This window comes from Cyclobacterium sediminis (assembly GCF_054781075.1).
This window is the reverse complement of record NZ_BAAGVC010000002.1, coordinates 223,858-241,529: the sequence shown is the minus strand read 5'-3', so window position 1 is coordinate 241,529 and position 17,672 is coordinate 223,858. Positions and strand designations below refer to the sequence as shown.

At 38.8% G+C, this 17,672-nt stretch carries 12 protein-coding genes; 2 read left to right on the top strand and 10 right to left on the bottom strand.

Annotated elements, in window-relative coordinates:
* Nucleotides 1-104: 104 nt before the first annotated feature.
* The 10 genes from ACYVHJ_RS01565 to lpxK all read right to left on the bottom strand — a co-directional run bounded on the left by ACYVHJ_RS01565 (nt 105) and on the right by lpxK (nt 15,664).
* Entirely contained in the window at nt 105-1,049 is a 945-nt protein-coding gene (locus tag ACYVHJ_RS01565; RefSeq protein WP_460511939.1) for a DUF4249 domain-containing protein, read from the bottom strand.
* Between the two features lie 24 nt (nt 1,050-1,073).
* A complete protein-coding gene (locus ACYVHJ_RS01560) occupies nt 1,074-3,473 on the bottom strand; it encodes a TonB-dependent receptor (protein WP_460511937.1) in 2,400 nt (799 codons plus the stop codon).
* 457 nt (nt 3,474-3,930) lie between these two features.
* Entirely contained in the window at nt 3,931-4,575 is a 645-nt protein-coding gene (locus tag ACYVHJ_RS01555; RefSeq protein ID WP_460511935.1) for a CatB-related O-acetyltransferase, read from the bottom strand.
* 101 nt (nt 4,576-4,676) lie between these two features.
* Entirely contained in the window at nt 4,677-6,473 is a 1,797-nt protein-coding gene (locus ACYVHJ_RS01550) for a helix-turn-helix domain-containing protein (protein WP_460511933.1), read from the bottom strand.
* 657 nt (nt 6,474-7,130) lie between these two features.
* A complete protein-coding gene (locus tag ACYVHJ_RS01545) occupies nt 7,131-8,720 on the bottom strand; it encodes a sulfatase family protein (protein WP_460511931.1) in 1,590 nt (529 codons plus the stop codon).
* A gap of 136 nt (nt 8,721-8,856) precedes the next feature.
* A complete protein-coding gene (locus ACYVHJ_RS01540; protein WP_460511929.1) occupies nt 8,857-10,545 on the bottom strand; it encodes a GMC family oxidoreductase in 1,689 nt (562 codons plus the stop codon).
* Nucleotides 10,546-10,556: 11 nt separating this feature from the next.
* Nucleotides 10,557-11,801 carry an ABC transporter permease gene (locus ACYVHJ_RS01535; protein WP_339901250.1) on the bottom strand — a complete coding sequence of 415 codons (1,245 nt, stop codon included), beginning with the start codon at nt 11,799-11,801 and terminating at the stop codon, nt 10,557-10,559.
* 232 nt (nt 11,802-12,033) lie between these two features.
* Nucleotides 12,034-12,645 carry a MiaE family protein gene (locus ACYVHJ_RS01530; RefSeq protein WP_339901248.1) on the bottom strand — a complete coding sequence of 204 codons (612 nt, stop codon included), beginning with the start codon at nt 12,643-12,645 and terminating at the stop codon, nt 12,034-12,036.
* A 9-nt stretch (nt 12,646-12,654) separates the two neighbouring features.
* Nucleotides 12,655-14,613 (bottom strand): putative porin, encoded by a 1,959-nt coding sequence (locus tag ACYVHJ_RS01525; RefSeq protein WP_460511926.1) that lies wholly within the window; start codon nt 14,611-14,613, stop codon nt 12,655-12,657.
* Nucleotides 14,594-15,664, bottom strand: a complete 1,071-nt coding sequence (lpxK, locus tag ACYVHJ_RS01520; RefSeq protein WP_460511924.1) for a tetraacyldisaccharide 4'-kinase — start codon at nt 15,662-15,664, stop codon at nt 14,594-14,596. Before lpxK ends, ACYVHJ_RS01525 begins: the two co-directional genes overlap by 20 nt.
* A 44-nt stretch (nt 15,665-15,708) precedes the next feature.
* Here lpxK and ACYVHJ_RS01515 point away from each other — a divergent pair, with 44 nt between their 5' ends.
* A complete protein-coding gene (locus ACYVHJ_RS01515; RefSeq protein ID WP_460511922.1) occupies nt 15,709-16,809 on the top strand; it encodes a Nif3-like dinuclear metal center hexameric protein in 1,101 nt (366 codons plus the stop codon).
* 3 nt (nt 16,810-16,812) lie between these two features.
* Nucleotides 16,813-17,580, top strand: a complete 768-nt coding sequence (locus tag ACYVHJ_RS01510) for a zinc ribbon domain-containing protein (protein WP_303612464.1) — start codon at nt 16,813-16,815, stop codon at nt 17,578-17,580.
* Nucleotides 17,581-17,672: the final 92 nt, after the last annotated feature.

Genomic DNA, 17,672 nt, shown 5'->3' with positions numbered 1-17,672 from the left:
TTATTTTAGATACTGAAAATTCCATAAAATAAAACTAAGGGCAACAACTATTTCCCTATTGAAAAAAGCTGTTGCCCGGAATTAATTATGTCGCTCAAGAGATATTAGTCTTCTGCTGCGTTCATTGCAGTTTCTGCAATTGCAGCAGTTAACTTTCCGCCACCACTTGTGACAGCAGAAACATTAAAGAATCCCTGAACCTTTATAGAAGATTCTTCAGATACCGGATAAATATTGCTGATAACATTTGACAATGGAGTAGCAAATAATTCGGAAAAACCACCCGGTCTATTGGTCTGTAAGATTACGCCTGACAAAAACTCAAATGCCATAGGATCAATGGAATGAATCTCCAGATACAAAGAGTCCCCAACCACGTATGGGGGCAATAAAGAATTTTCTTTTTCCGGATTTTCATCCCATGGATTCACGAAATCCTTACGAATGATCTGATTAAAAAGCACACCATCCATAGTTTGAGTAGACGAAAAACCAGCATCAAAGGCAATATTGATTTCAGAAGGCTTACTTAAGTAAACTCCATTTTTCCATGCCTTGATCCAATAGGCATCTCCTCGACCGGGAATATCACTGGCCATAAACTCTGCTGTAAAATAAGGCTCCTTGAAATTAATGTCTTTCGGGTTATAGGTATACTGCACGGAATCAACCTCAGGTACTTCACCCAAGCCCGCATTGGCAGTATAAGCCTTCCCATCCACTTCTAGAAGTAGTTGATACTGATGACCGACTACCAAAAATTCTTCATCTCCCGGTTCCCAGCCATAATAGGCATCTGTTTCAACAAATGTAATTGTTTCTCCTGAAGAAAGATCTTTGACACTTACACTTGCGCCTTCCACCATCTCAGGTGAGGATTGATCAAAATAAGGCTGCGATATGGTCAGAAAAATTTTCTGAGTTTCATTTTTATCATTTAACCAAGCATCCACCACCATCACTTCTGCCGCAGGATTAAGGGTAGGGTTGATTTCAGTATCACATGCGAAATTAAGACAGGCCAAAAAGAAAACGATTAACTTTTTCATGATATAGGTATAGATTTGTCAGGATTAAAATTTAAAATTATAGGTTACAGAAGGTATTAAAGTACCAATGAGAGACATTTGATGGGCAGAGGTAGCTAATGGTTCGCCCATCTGTGGTCTGGAGGATGTCCCTTGAGAGAAATAAATACTGAAAGGATTTTTTCTACCATAAAGATTATAAACCGATACTACAAGGTTATCCGTGCCTTTCCTCTGTTTCTTGCCTCTCCATATATTGTCAATGGTTAATGCAATATCTAATCGATGAAAATTAGGAATCCGATAGTTATTTCTATCACTTCCATCGATATAAGGGATTACCTTATCTTGTACAATAATCCGATCTGTTGGAAAGGTAGTTGGCGTACCGGACAAGTAGCTGAAATTTGCCGACAAGGTCACTCGCTTATTTAGTTCATAAAATCCTGCCAGTTTTAAATTATGGCGTTGGTCATACCTTGTAGGATACCAATTCCCCTCTCTTGTCAATTCATTATCCCCATAATTTATTCCATCTACTTTCAATTCAGTTTTACCCAAAGTATAACTGATCCAACCGGTAAACCTGCCCTGATTTTTCTTGGCATATAACTCTAAGCCATACGCCCTTCCCTTACCAGAGAGTAATTGAGAAGCCATAAATTCATTGATAAATAACTCAGCCCCATCGATGTAATCCATTTGGTTTTGGTTCCATTTATAATAGACTTCGGCACTGGTTTCAAACCGGTTGCCAAAAAAGTTTTTGAAAAAGCCTAAAGCTCCCTGATTCCCGGTTTGAGGCAATATATTGTTATCGGAAGGTTGCCAGATATCAATAGGTAAGGAGGCAGTAGTATTTGAAATTTGGTGCAAGTATTGACTCATTCGGTTATAACTGGCTTTCAAGGAACTGGATTCATTCAGTGAATACTTGACTGAAAGCCTGGGTTCCAGGTTATTGTATTGGGCCACTGAATTCCAGGATCCATTTTCTGTAACCCCTATCAAAGGCCGTTCTATGCCCGGCAAGGTATCTCCATACGTATAAGTCTTTTCTCCAAAATGATTGAAATAACTGAATCGAAGGCCATATTGCGCCACTACCTTATCTCCAAATTTTTGTTCACTACTGACATACAAAGCTCCCTCAACTGCTTTCCGATGATCCAAACTAATATTGGACAGCTCTCCATTATTTATAATTGTAGCATCTGCGGGTCGAAATCGATAAGCAATTAATTCTCCTCCAAAGGTAAGTTCATGTGAAGGGTTAGCAAACCAAGTAAATTCAGGCTTGAAATTCCATGTGGAAATGGCTGCCTGCCAGTCAAACTTGTCGCTTTCATTGGTTCCAAAGCTAAAACCATAATTGTAGTCGCTAAAAAAGGCTGAGAAGTTGGAAAACAATTTGCTTCCATAAAGATGATTCCATCGAATAGTGGCCGTTTTATTTCCCCAGTTAAAGCCTTGAGATTCATCAAAATTAAATACGTCTCTACCCAAATAGCCGGACACAAAGAGTTTGTTCTTTTCATTTAGTTCAAAATTGGTCTTCGCAGTAAGGTCGTAAAAGTACATGCCCGCTCCATTGTCCAATGCGTCTGTAAAGGGTCGTGCCAATACATCTGCATAAGAGCGACGTCCGGCAAGAATAAATGAGGATTTGCCTTTTTTGATTGGCCCCTCTAAGGACAGCCTGCTAAATACAGTTCCTATTCCACCGGCTACATCATAGTCTTGGTTATTACCCTCTTTCATTCTTATGTCCAGAACAGAGGATAACCTTCCTCCAAAACGGGTTGGAATCCCTCCTTTATAAAGTTTAACATCCTTGACCGCATCCGGATTAAAAACAGAGAAAAATCCAAACAGATGAGAGGACTGGTAAACAGGGGCTTCATCCAATAAAACTAGATTTTGCCCCACTGTACCTCCACGAACATTGAAACCTGAAGTACCCTCTCCTACTGAACTCACACCCGGCAAGAGCTGTATACTTTTCAAAACATCCACCTCTCCTACAAAGGCCGGCATTTTCTCAATTGTTTTAATATCCATTTTCGCTGTACTCATTTCCACGGATGATACATTTTCGTCCATCCTATCACTTTGAATGACCACTGTTTCCAATTCGGTATCCGACAGCATCAATGATATATCCAATCTAAGGTCCTTGTCCAGCTTTACTTGTTTCTGAACCTCTCTATAACCCACATAGCTAAAATGCAGGTCATAAACCCCTTCTTCCAAAGTGATGGAGTAGAACCCATATACATTGGATACCGTTCCGCTATTGATTTGTTCTACCCTTACAGTAGAACCTATAAGCACTTCCCCATTGGTCTTGTCTGTGAGATAACCGCTTATGGTAAAGGAGTTGCTTTGAGCAAATCCGGGGAGTAAGGAAAGGAAGAATAGACCTCCTAATACAAATGATTTCATTTTAAATGAGTTAAAGGTTGATACGAAAACTACTTGTGAATAAAATTGATGATTCAAAAGTAGCAGACAGGGAGCTAAGGAACGTTCCAGTTTATAATTGTGAACCTCTTTGGTAAGAAAAAAATTACTTCGATTAAGGGGGAATCTTCTTTACTACGGCTGTTAAGCCCGAAACATGCAATAGACCCTCTATTCCGTGCTATAATCGACTCAAAATTCGCCACTTCGTTGCTTTTTCAATTTTACCATAGCGGTGCTCTGCTAAAACCTCCAAACAGTCTGATTTTCTTGCGATTGTAACATCCCTTGAGAGAATTCAAGACAGGCATAACAAATCCTATTGCATAATCCGGGATTATTGAAAGCACTTCTATACCGCACAAAAAAAGCTTCAGGTTTTTACCTGAAGCTTAAAATGCAAAGCAGTCAACTAGCCAAATGCTGGTAAATCATTAAACTAAACCTGTTTTAGGAATGCTTCTATATTGTCACCTGTTAAAAGGTGTGCATGGTCCGTGATTTTTTGAATGGGCCAATTCCACCATTTTATATCAAGTAACTGACTAATGCTGTTGTCAGAAAACCTTTTTCGAATTAATTTAGCAGGATTTCCACCAACAATAGCATAGGGGGAAACGTCAGCCGTTACCACCGAATGACTAGCAATAATGGCTCCATCACCGATTGTTACCCCAGGCATAACCGTTACGTTATGACCTAACCAAACATCATTACCCACAATGGTATCTCCTTTATATGGGTAGCTTTTTCCTTTCATGGCTTTTTCCCAGCCATGACCAAAAATAGCAAAGGGATAGGCTGAAATAGAAGTACTGAGGTGATTCCCCCCATTCATGATAAATGAAACACCGGAGGCGATCATACAAAATTTACCGATTATTAATTTGTCCCCAATAAAATCGAAATGATATTTGACATTTTTTTCAAAATTGTAAACATCCTCTAAATCATCATAATAGGTGTAATCCCCTACCTCTATATTAGGGTTGGTGATGATATTCTTTAAGAAACACAGTTTGTTGTGATTCAATAAAGGAAAGGATTCATTTTTATCCGGACCTGGTAATGGATTCGTTCTCATAATACAATAGTTAGATAAATATTTCCGAACAAATGTGAGCCATTACATCTACTGTTGCGTTCTGAATTATAATGTGATACCTATTGCTTCCCAGCCTGTTATTATTCCGATTTGGCCTTTTTCAACCAAGCACTTGGGGTGACTCCTTCTTTTGTTTTGAAAAAAGAGTTGAAAACTGTCTTGGAGTTAAAACCACTATCATATGCCAGTGCAAGCAGCGTTAGGTGATTAAAACGTGGATTAATCGCAATCTTTTTGAAATAATTTAATCGGTAATTGTTCACATATTCATTGAAATTGGCTTGAAGTTTATCATTAATTAAATAGGACAATTTATTGGGATGGAGTTCCAGTTTACTCCCAAGAGCGTTTAAGTTTAGTTGGGGGTCTAAGAAAGGTTTTTCCTTTTCAAAATACCTAATTAACTTTTCCTTCAACAAATCCGCTTCTTTTTCATCCAGTATTTGGGATGGCTTCTCCTTGGCAAACCACTCTTCATTTCCAGTCAAGCTAAAGTTGGCCTGATGCAAGTTCTCAAATCCTTCAATTTCTTTCAAGCTTTGCAAAAAGGGTTCGTATCTATAATTCATTAATTGCGCTCTACGCAACTCAATTCCGCTTTTTAACAACTTAAAGGCTGCTTCCGGGCAATTACCATTGGTTAGAATAAATAATTTATAGGGCGTTATTTCCCCTTCCTCATTTTCCAAGCTTTCCCATTGATCCAAAAATTCTTTAGGAATCTGTGCTATTTTCTTATTGACAATTGCAAAAAGCAGGTTGATCAATTCTTTTTCCTCAAAATTTTCAGCCAATTCTTTAACCTCTTCCTCTTTGCCCAGTAGAACAAGCACATTCACCTTTAACCTTAAGGCAAGGTCAAATTGAGGGTTGATCCGCAAGGCTTTTTCAATATAATGCAAAGCAATATCATAAGCTTGCTTTAAATAAAAAACATTGGCCATGGTAAAGTGATGATTTGGAGACAATGGATCCACTTCTAAGGCTTTTTTCACAAATAATTCGGCTTGATCAAAATAGCCCAAGGCAATAAGCAGTTCTGCCATGGCCTCTAATGCATCCGTATGTTTGGGATTCATAGCCAGGGTTTGATTAATGTACTCATACCCCCCCTTATAATCCCATTCCTTCCACAAGGTTCGTCCTACAAATGACATGGGGTATTCGGGGAGTTCAGTATCCAATTCCTTGGCAATAATAAAATTGTCTATGGCTTTGCCCATTGCTTCTTCGACAGGCATAAAGCCCCAAATGGCCAATAAACCATAACATTGTAAATTCCCATAATAAGCCTTGGCAAATTCAGGGTCTTTTGCAATGGCTGCATCGTATTGCTCGATGGCTTGTATAAAAGAGTCGGGAGTCCATTGAAGTTGGTGATAACGCCCTTTTAAATAGTGTTCATAGGCAGAAACACTACGTGTTGAAGCTTGAATCAAATGATCCTTGATCACCAAATGCCCAAAATTCTCTCGTATTTGGTCCGCAATTAGCAGGCTGATTTCATCCTGCAAAGCAAAAATATCCTGCATTTGCCGGTCAAAATTCTTGGACCAATAATGCACTCCATTTTTGGCATTAATCAACTGTGCGGTAATACGAACGCGATCTGAAACCTTCCTGACACTTCCTTCTAGAATATTGGCTACGCCAAGTTGTTGGCCAATTTCCCTTACATCCAGATTCTTTCCCTTAAATGCAAAAGAAGAGGTTCTGGCAATCACTTTGAGTCCTTCTACCTTTGTTAATGCATTGATTATTTCTTCTGTAATACCATCACTAAAATACTCATTTTCTTGATCGTTGCTCATGTTCACAAATGGCAACACCACAATAGATTTGTCTTCTATGATTTTACTTTCAGGAATTTCACCCATAGCTAACCAGCTTTACTAAAAGATTATTTTACAAACAATATTTTTTCCAAAGCTAAATATGCATAATAAATTTTTATAATAAAAAATGTTTTTCAATGCTCCACCAAAATAATTTGGTACTAAAAACTTCATTTAATGGCTCATTAAAGCATTTTCCCAGATGGATAAAAAAATCGTTGATGCTAGCAGCAAAGCCAATCGCCTAGTAAAGGAGTTTTGGAAAACCGATCTTATTGAAATAAAAAGTTGTATGGTCCTTGACCTTAAAAACCATTGAGACAGTGCTATTATTTTCCGTCTCCCAATTGGCCTGAGAAATAAGCAAATCTGACAGGAAAAGAACGGATGTAAAAATGCTGACAAGAATAATCTTAAACTTTTTCATTTGACTATGGCATTAATAATTAATGCCTCAAAAATGAAAAAGTAAAATGGTCCTTTCGTTCGGGGCTATAATTCCGAACCTTATTAATCGAAAAAGGGCAGATTTATTTTCAATTCACCACAAGGTGCCCAAAAATTGTCCTAAGCTTTACCAAAGCCGAGGATAAACTCCATCCTTTTGGTACTAAAAAAGGTATGAAACAAATGTTCCATACCTTCTCAAACCGCCCCTTACCGGATTGGCTTTCTTTCTTGCGGAATTTAACCTTTAAATTACCTGTTTCTTTTGGCTCGATGTTCCAAATAAGCGTCCAAATAATGCTTGTTTAATTCATCACTATCCCCATATTTCTTTCTAACCTCTTCTAATTTTTCATGCATCATTTTTTGAACTTCAGCATATGAAGGGTCATCATACACACTCTGCATTTCCATAGGATCTTTTTCCAAATCATACAATTCCCATTCATCAATATCATAGTAAAAATGAATAAGTTTATAACGTTTTGTAGACACTCCATAATGCCTTTTAACCTGATGTTCAGCAGGGTATTCATAATAAGTATAATAAACAGCATCCCTAAACTCCTTAGTTTTACCTGACACCACATCTCTAAATGACTCTCCTTGAATTTCTTCAGGAATGTCCACCCCTGCATAATCTAAAAAGGTGGGTGCAAAATCAAGATTTTGCACCAATTGATCAAAACTACTTCCTGCTTTTATTTCTTTAGGATATTTCATTAACAAAGGTGTTCTAAAAGATTCCTCGTACATAAACCTTTTGTCAAACCAGCCATGCTCTCCCAAGTAGAATCCTTGATCAGAAGTATAAACCACAATGGTATTCTCATCCAATCCTGTTTCCTTTAGATAGTCCAACAATTCACCGACTCCATCGTCAACAGACTTAATTGTCCTCAGGTAATCCTTGATGTAGCGGTTAAATTTCCACAAAGCCAATTCTTTGCCACTTAGGTTTGCCTCCTGCATGGCTTTATTTTTAGGCTCATAAGCCTCAAGCCAGTCTTCTAACTGTTCGGGATTCAATCGCTTTAATTGATTTACCAACCAGGTAGTATCTCCATTGGTGGGGTCTAATTGAAACTTAAAATCATGGCCCCATCGCGCATGGCCATCAATTTCCATTTCCTGTGTCTTGGCTGCCGTTCCTCTACCTTCATAATCATCAAAGAAATTTGCAGGAGGATCGAAGGTTTTGTCATCATACAAAGTCAAATACTCCTGTGCAGGCTTCCAGTTTCTATGAGGGGCTTTTTGATGGTAAAGCAATAGAAATGGCTCATCCTCTTTCCTATCATTCTTTAACCAGTTTAAAGCAGCATCTGTGATGATATCTGTACAATAGCCTTCAATGCGCTTTTTCTCTCCATTGATTAGAAAATCGGGATTGTAATAATGCCCTTGGCCGGGAAGTACCATAGAAAAATCAAAACCTTGTGGCAGCCCATCCATATGTATCTTACCAATCATGGCTGTTTGGTAACCATTAGCTTGAAGCAACTTAGGAAAATTATCCTGATCCCAATCAAAGGGCTGGATATTATCCACTTTCCCATTGATAAAGCTATGCTTCCCTGTCAACATTACGGCCCTACTGGGGGCACATATAGAATTGGTAACTGTAGCCCTATGGAAGATGGCTCCTTCATTGGCTATTCTATCAATATTTGGCGTTTCATTTAATCCATGACCATAAGCACTGATGGCTTGATAGGCATGGTCATCACTCATAATAAAAATAATATTAGGCTTTGTTTCCTTCTTTTCTTCTTCCGGATTACAAGCCATAAAGCCGGCACCCACGGCCAGGTAAAAGCTAAGTAACAGTATTCTTTTCATATTTTTTTATTTATCAGGCTGGTTAAATAGAAAATTAAACTGTAAGTTAATTAAATAAATTTAATTTTTTACATATCATTAAGTATCCAAAATCTGTCAATAGGTTTTTTTACTCTTTTGAACAGCCGGATAAAATTCAGATATCCTTACTTTTTAACGCTTTGACTGCATGATCCACGGCCCTGGCTGTAAAAGCCATATAAGTTAGGCTTGGGTTTTGGGTTCCTGTAGAAGTCATGGAGGCCCCATCCGTGACATAAACATTTGGACAGGCATGCATTTGATGGTATTTTCCTAGCAAGGAAGTCTCTGGATCTTTACCCATTCTAACACCTCCCATTTCATGAATATCCAGTCCCGGAGCCTGGTCGCTATCATTTTGTTGGATGTCTTTACAGCCGGCTTTTTCAAGCATTTCTGCCCCCTGATTCAAAAAATCTTTAACAGACAAATCATCATTTTCGTCATACCCAACATCCACTCTTAGTTGAGGCATGCCCCATTTATCTTTCAACTCATCATCCAGGTATACCCTGTTTTCAGGCTTAGGAATAGTTTCCCCTTGCATCATCATGAAAACTCTCCAAGGCCCTGCTTCTGAGTTGGCTTCTTTAAATCCGGGACCGAAGGCTTCATTTCTTGCATTACCCCAACCTCCTCTTCCTGCGGAATAAAAGGTCATATATCCCCTCAAAAAATCCATTTCTTGTTTCTTTACATTTCTAAAGTTGGGCATCATGATGGCTGTGGGTCTGCGGCCATAATAATAGTCATCCATAAATCCATCCATCTTTGCTGAAAGAGTTCCCCGGTAATTGTGAAAGGCTATATGTGTCCCAAGGAGCCCATTGTCATTCCCCAAACCATTGGGAAACCTTTTGGATTTTGAATTAAGTAAAATAAGGTTGGAGTTTAATGCTGAAGCGTTTACAAAAACGACCTTGGCATAATACTCGGTAGTTTCCATTGTTTCAGCATTTATTACCCTTACCCCTGTTACTTTGCTTTTGGCATCATCATAAATGATTGAATGAACCACTGCATGAGGTTTGATGGTAAGGTTTCCGGTAGCTTCCGCAGCAGGCAGAGTGGAGGAATTTGAGCTAAAATACGCACCAAAAGGACAGCCCCTTTGGCACAAGCTTCTTGCCATGCACTGACCTCTACCTTGAGCTTGGTGATGCGCTGCCGGCTTGGTGAGATGAGCACACCTGCCTATGATAAATTTCCTATCTGAATAGTTTGCATTTACTTTTTCCTGGATTATTTTTTCCACCTTATTCATTTCCCAAGGAGGTAAAAACTCCCCATCAGGCAATGTATCCAACCCATCCTTATTGCCACTCACACCGATAAAATGCTCCACATAACTGTACCAAGGTGCTATGTCTTCATACCGTATGGGCCAGTCAACTGCAAACCCATCTCTTCCGGGGCCCTCAAAATCGTATTTACTCCATCTCTGTACCTGCCTGGCCCAAAGTAAAGATTTACCCCCAACTTGGTATCCACGAATCCAGTCAAAAGGTTTGTCCTGAATGTAGGGGTGTTCTTTATCCTTTACAAAGAAATGATCTGCATCGTCTTTAAAGGCATAACATCTGGAAACAATAGGGTTGTCTTGTTTAAGCTTGAGTGACAATTGACCCCGCAAAGGAAATTCCCAGGGAGGGGTATGCATGGTTGGGTAATCTTCCTTGTGTTTTACGTTTCTTCCTCTTTCCAGCACCAGGGTTTTAAGCCCTTTTTCACATAATTCTTTAGCTGCCCAACCACCACTAATTCCTGAGCCAATAACGATGGCATCAAACGTATTGCTTTTCATTCTTTAATCTTTTATTCGTACCTGAGTGATTCTATAGGGTCAAGCTTGCTGGCCTTGTAAGCAGGTATAAGCCCGGAGACCAAACCTACCACAATACAAACAACAAAGGAAAAAATAATCCAAACCCATGGAACAAGAAAACCACCGGGTCCCACTGTATTTCCTACAATATTGCCTATCCCAATCCCCATTATCACACCTAGAATTCCTCCCAAGACACAAATTACTATGGCTTCTATTAGAAATTGTTGACGAATTCGGAGCGGGGTGGCACCCATAGCTTTTCTAATGCCAATTTCTCGCGTTCTTTCCGTAACAGATACAAGCATGATATTCATTAAACCAATAGATGCTCCTAATAAGGTAATAAAGCCAATGCCAAATCCACCAATCCTAAGGTATCCGGCAATCTCTTCAAGGCTTTCGCCTAAAGTCTGAGATTTGACTACCTCAAATGAATCTTCCATGCCCACACCGTCTTCTCTTATGGCCCGCATGATACCTGTCGCTTGTCCCATTTCATATTGTAACCTCAGGGGATCTTGCCCCGCAATGGTAATGGTATAGCGAAAACTCCCTCTGCTATCTAAATTTCTTGCATTAAGAATGGGGATAATTATGGCCCTATCTGCTCCCGAGTCACCACCAACGCCACCTTGTTTTTCCATGATTCCCACAATGGTGTATCTCCTTCCGTAAAATGAGATGTATTGATTGATAGGATCTTCTGTATCTTCAAAAAGTGTTTGCTGTATTTCAGTTCCTATCACACAAACATTATTGCCATAAGACAATTCAACGTTGCTGAAATTCCTTCCTTTTTCTATGGCCACCCCTTTGATTAAAAAATAATTTTCATCTCCTCCAATAATTCTACTATTGGGGTTGGTCTTTTTTGACCCTTTCTTCACTTCAGCAGAACCGGAAACAAAGGTAGTAATCGAAGAAACTCCTCGCTCATTGTACCTCTCCTTAAATTCGGTGGCCTCCCTATAGGTAATATTTGGATAATTTTTGGGTGCAATCCCTGAGGATCTTGCCCTGCCACCGGAAAAGCCTTTACTTCTAACATCAAAATTATTGGCACCAAACCCGGATAAGCTTTCCTCTATTTGGGCTTTCATGGCATCTATGGCCGTTAACATTCCCACCAATGAGGTGATACCAATGGCAATGATCAAACCTGTTAAAATGGTCCTCAGCAAATTAGATTTTACCGATCTAAATGCCTCTCTGATATTTTCGAGCAAATTCATGGATTGTCCGTATTTGGGCAATAATTTATTTTATCCCCCTCTTTGACATTAATATTAACTATAAATACACTTCATAAAAAGAAATCGAAGGATTTTAATTGTTTTTAACAAGGCAAACCTTCCATCTCCTGTAGGATTTCCCCAAACAAACCGTGACTTTACGATAGCAATTCATCAGACCTCCACCTTCATTGAATACCGTAAATAATATCATTGGCCTGATTACCGGCCTTTAATGCATCCGGTCACCTCTGATCTCCAGGTCTTTCATCACCTTCTTTTCATGGTTTAACCACTCCTGCCAACGCTGTTCCACCTTTTCAGGCTCTTGGTATTTTTTTGCCAACTGGATAAAGTTGACATAATGCCCTGCTTCGGATATCATCAGCTCATGATAAAAGGCAGATAGCTCCTCATCTTCAAGGTTTTTAGATAACAGTTTAAAACGCTCACAAGACCGGGCTTCAATGAGTGCATTCATCAATAACAACTCAGACACCTGATCTTTTCGGCTCCCTCCCTTACGGACAAAAGACTGAAGCTGAACCACATAATGATCCTTCCTTGGGAAACCAAATTTGTATCCACGCTTTCTTATTTGCTGCATTACAGATTCAAAATGTTGCCATTCTTCGGCTACCACAGGGGTAAGCACATCCACCATTTCATCAAATTCTGGGAATTTAATGATCAGGGATATACAAGAAGAAGCAGCTTTTTGTTCACAATAAGCATGATCCACTAAAATGGCTTCCAAACTAATGCTAGCAATGTCTACCCATCTTGGGTCGGTGGGCAATTCCAGCCTTAACATTTTATTTTTTGTCGATTCTTGCCAGTCCATGTTTACAAATTAATCAAAGAAATACCAACTAATACCAAGGTCCAGAGTCCCCTTCAATCCGGTAAAATCAGGGGTGACAAAATAGCCGTCATTTGACATTTGCCCGGCATTCAAATGATTGTACCTAAACAAAACCCTCGTTCTATTAATCCTGAAATTTAGAAAAGCATCGACCACCGGATAAGCATATACATTGAAACTATCCTGTAGGTAAAATTGCTGGGTTGCCGGCATATAAGCGGGTGCATAATTGTCACTTCTATATCGGCCTTCAATTCCCAGTTGAACATATACATGATCATCAAATAAAGGCCCGTCAAAGAATATTCTGGTATTGACAAACAAATCCGGTATACGAAATTTATCTGCGGCTTCCCCGGTAATTAAGGTATAATAAGCTTCCGATTGCCAGTGAAATTTCCCAGCAAAAACCAAATGAGACTCTAATCCGGGAATCACCATAAAAGCTTCTGAGGAAATTTGTTCGGGTACCATTTCCTGGTTATAAAAAATATAATTGTTAATTCTATTGATGGTTATATTCGGCCTGATTCTATAATTCTTAAAATCTCCTTTTAGTGTGCCTTTAATTTGATCCACTCCGGTACTTGAAAAATCATTGTCCCATCTATAATGATTGCCACTGTACTGCTGTTGCATCATATTAGGTTTGTAAAGAGCCTTGGTATAACTGACATCCAGATAAGGAGATTTAAACAATCCTTTGATTCTGTATCCATCAGGGATAAGGTATTCTCCTTCAGCTTCAAAAATCCAATTTTCATTAATTTCACCCCTCAAGGCACCCCCAAGAGACAATTCATTAAAGGAATTATTGGAGGTAAAAAAGCGACTCGCCATTCTACCGGTCCTAAATTTTAAGAATGCATTGTAATAAACAGGGCCAAAGTCACCTTTAAATCCAACTTCATTTTTCCATTCAGAAAAGTGGCTGTGATTGTTGGTTGTTTCTTCTATGCTATAGGGATGGTCTTCATTCTCAGAATTGAATCGATTTTCATTAAAAAAATTAGCATCGGAAGTTGATAAATCAGCAACAAAGGTGACTGCCTGCTTTGCCTTATCAAAAACGTGGTACGCCTGCCAACCTTTTAATATCTCATATTCATGGTAGAGGTGGTAGTTTTGTCTTAAATCAACCGCTTTGGAGTTACTCAGCCAAACCTTTGCATCTTCATAGGTAAAATAAAGGGAGGTGGTATCAACTTCCGGAGGGATAATCCCCCCTTGTTCGTCGACGTTATGCTTCATCCTGGTGATATTGGCCAGCAAAAAGTACTTCCCATTTTCAGATTTGTAATTGGTATGGATTTCGTAGGAATCATTGACCACATTGTGGTCATCTCTTGTGGTAGGATTTAGGGTTTTGGTAGCCCTAATGGTATGATAAGCAATTCCCACATTCCAATTGGGTTTGATATTTCTGGTAAAACCGACATCCAACTTATTGCGATTCCCTCCCCCAAAAAATGCTTCGATCTTGGTATAGGGAGATTTGGTATCGTAATATTTTATACTATCAGGTGAATTGTGGTACAAGTCATAAGCATGAAAGCCTGAGGTCCTGCCAACCTGAATGGGTACCTCATAAAAAACCGGTCTGGCGGCAGTTCCCAAATTGCCAAGGTCTTGGTATTTGTACCAGGTATTGGCCACCGGCTCATAATTGTGAAACCCCGTAAGCGAGGTATCCAGCTCTAATTTTTTGAATTTATTATTCTTGACAAATTTCTCATAATAATAAAGAGAAGTTTTAGGCCCATATACCATTTTAGTGGAATCGTCAAGTAAACCTGACTTCATGGCGTTTTCACTCTTCTCATTCTTTTCTTCTTCCGTTAGCGGAGCATTGGGCCTTTGTTGCTGAGCCAATATCGGAGCCGATACCAAAAAAGATACGCCTAAAAGTGCGAAAAAGAGTCTCAGGTTAAATTTCACTTTCAGCATTTTTATTTATAATCAAGCTTTCAACCTTGTTCAAAAGTTGTTCTTCTTCATTTAAAGTCATTTCTATTTCCACTGGTAGGACAAAAACCGGAATACCCTTTATCATTTCTAACAATTTATTGTCCTTCAATTTTACTGCATCTTTTTCTGTAGTCAAAATGGATACGCTTTTCGCAGAATGATTTTTATAAATTTCCTTGATCTTTTCCATATCCTGCCCTTTATAAGCATGGTGATCAGGAAAAGCCAATATTTCCAGCACTTTTTTTCCTTTGCCCTCTAAAGCTAAACGAATAGGTTCTGGATCTACTATACCTGTCACCAAAATAATATTGTCTCTCAGCGTCACATCTTCTTTGATCAAAGTATAAGGTTCGCCATATTTAAGCCCTGCAAAGTAAATCGGCTTTGCTGAATTCAGGTAGGCCGAGGTTTTTGCTTTGTAATCGTTCTTCTCTCGATCTGATAAATTTTGTGGACATTTAGTAACCACTATAATATCCGCCCTATTAACATTTACTCTCCCTTCTCTCAATCTTCCCATCGGTAAAAGATAGTCTGAGAAAAAGGGCTTTTGATAAGTGGTCAACATTATATTGAGGTCTGCCAAAAGGTACCTGTGCTGAAAAGCATCATCAAGTACAATGGCCTCCACTTCTGGGTTTTCTGCAAGAATCATCGGGATGGCCAGGATTCTCTCTTCCCCTACAGCAACGCAAACCTTGTTTTTATATTTTGAATAAATCTGAAAGGGTTCATCACCAATTTCTGCCGGAGAACAATCTTTTGTGGCCAATTTGTAGCCATTAGTTTTCCTTCCATAGCCTCTACTCAAAACGCTCAAATGAAATTTACCTGCAAGCCTGTTGAGCAAAAATTCAACAAAAGGCGTTTTGCCTGTCCCCCCTACTGTTAAATTTCCTACTACAATTGTTGGTACCTCGAAAGGTTGACTTTTTTTTAGACCGACGTCAAACATCCTGTTTCTCAATGCAGTGACCCCATCATAGATTAGAGCAAAAGGAAACAGTAAAAAATCAACAAAACGCATTGGTGTTTTTTTTGTAGTTTTGAGAATAAAACGAAAGCAAATATATGGTTTATTTGATTAAGGATATCATAACTTATCTGGAAAACCTAGCACCGACAGCCTATCAGGAAAGTTATGACAATGCGGGATTAATTGTTGGTGATGCTCAGGAAGAAGTAAAAGGCATAATTTGTTCACTTGATGTGACGGAAAAGGTGGTGCAGGAAGCCATTGAAAAAAAATGCAACCTTATCGTTGCCCACCACCCTATTGTTTTCGGTGGATTGAAGCAATTGACAGGTAAAAACTATGTTGAGCGAACGGTAATAGCCGCCATCAAAAACGACATCGCCATCTATGCAATCCATACGAATCTAGATGCTGTAAGCCAAGGGGTCAACCGCAAGATAGCTGAAAAAATAGGTTTGTTAAACCCTCAAATTCTTGCCCCTAAAAAAGGCCTTGTCACCAAGTTGACCACTTTTATACCTAAAGGTGAGGAAGATGCCGTTTTAAATGAATTATTTGAGGCAGGTGCCGGGAATATTGGGAATTACTCCAATTGTAGTTTTAAATCAGAGGGCACAGGAAGTTTTCTTCCCAAAGAAGCGGCAGACCCAACCATTGGCGAAAAAGGAAAATTGTCTTCTGTGGAAGAAACACGTGTAGAATTAATTTTTCCAAGCCATCTGGAAAATAAAATCATCCACACCTTAAAAATGGCGCATCCTTATGAGGAAGTTGCTTATTATCTTCAGGTCTTGGAAAATAAAAATCAGGATGTAGGCTCAGGTATGATTGGAAGATTACCCAACCCCATGGAAGGTAAAGAATTTTTGCTTCATCTCAAGTCCTCAATGAACCTAAAGGTGCTAAAACACACTGCCATATCAAACAAAAAAGTAGAGAAAATAGCGGTTTGTGGAGGTGCTGGGGTGTTTCTTTTAAATCAGGCCAAAAGGTCCGGAGCCGATGTTTTTATCACCTCAGATATAAAGTACCATGAGTTCTTTGATGCAGAAAACAGTATCTTATTGACAGACATAGGACATTATGAAAGCGAAATTTATACAAAAGAACTTTTAAAAGATATATTGTCACGAAAATTTAGTAATATTGCAACCTATTTGACAAATGTAATTACAAATCCTATAAGTTACCTATAGTACATGGAAAGTCCAGTCGCACAGAAATTAGAAGCAATTCTCAACTTACAAAATATCGATTCCCGTCTTGATGCAATTTTTAAGGTGAGGGGAGCTCTTCCTGAGGAAGTCCAGGATTTAGAGGATGAAATAATAGGATACGAAACCCGTTTAAGCAAATTTAATACTGATATATCCTCAATGGAGGATGAAATCAAAAAGTATAAAGATGCAATAAAGGATTCCGAAAAACTGATCAAAAAATACCAAGATCAGCAAATGAATGTTCGGAATAACAGGGAGTATGATGCAATCACCAAAGAATTGGAATTGCAGGATCTAGAGATCCAAGTATCCAAAAAGAAAATAACCGAGACTCAAGTAAGAATTGAGAACAAGGAAAAAGATATTGCAGATCTTAACGAAATCTTAAAAGACAGGCAAAAAGACCTTGATCAAAAGAAAGGGGAGCTGGATACCATTGTCTCTGAAAGCGAAAACGAAGAGAAAAAGCTTAGGAACGACCGGGAGAAAGCTGCTAAAAAGGTAGAAGACCGATTGATCAAATCTTACGACAAAATTAGAGTCAATGCAAAGAACGGTTTGGCCGTAGTATTGGTGAAGCGTGGTGCTTGCGGTGGTTGTTTCAATATTGTTCCTCCTCAAAGACAAGCTGAGATTAGGGAAAGGAAAAAAATAATTGTTTGTGAACACTGTGGAAGAATTCTTGCCGGGGTTGAAGACGAGATCGTCGAAGAGCCAAAACCAAAAAGAAAAAGAAGCAAAAAATAAAAACATGTAAATCCGGAAATAAAATTTCCGGATTTTTTTTTGCCTTAATCCATTTTCACTATTGATTCGTATATCTATATTACATATATTAC